Raw genomic sequence first — 495 nt, 5'->3', positions numbered from 1 at the left:
AACTGGGAGGTGCCTTTGATTGTCGCGAATGAGGCGGGTCTGCCACGTTGACGTTTGGCCTCCATGGCGGAGCGTCGCCGATAGCTTTCGACATTCATCTCGAAGATCGTTGCGTGGTGAACAAGGCGGTCCACTGCGGCAAGCGTCATGGCTGGGTCGGGAAAGACGCGGTTCCATTCTCCGAAGGGCTGATTGGCGGTTATCATGATGGAACGCCGCTCATATCTTGCGGAGATGAGTTCGAAGAGCACGCTCGTTTCGGCCTGGTCCTTGGTGACGTAGGCCAGGTCGTCAAGGATGAGCAGATCGAACTTGTCGAGTTTTGCGATGGCGGCTTCGAGTTGGAGTTCGCGGCGCGCGACCTGAAGCTTCTGGACGAGGTCGGTCGTGCGGGTAAAGAGCACGCGCCAGCCGTTCTCGATCAACGCGAGGCCGATGGCTGCCGCGAGATGGCTCTTTCCGCCGCCTGGCGGGCCGAACATCAGGATGTTGGCC

General features: G+C 60.0%; 1 protein-coding gene. It reads right to left on the bottom strand.

Annotated elements, in window-relative coordinates; genetic code table 11:
• The coding region (locus BGP85_RS00040; RefSeq protein WP_181005062.1) for an ATP-binding protein at positions 1-495 on the bottom strand (495 nt) is incomplete at both ends.

This window comes from Pseudomonas putida (genome assembly GCF_002906855.1).
Classification (GTDB): Bacteria; Pseudomonadota; Gammaproteobacteria; order Pseudomonadales; family Pseudomonadaceae; genus Aquipseudomonas; species Aquipseudomonas putida_N.
The sequence above is the reverse complement of the archived record's forward strand: the minus strand, read 5'-3'. Positions and strand labels throughout refer to the sequence as shown.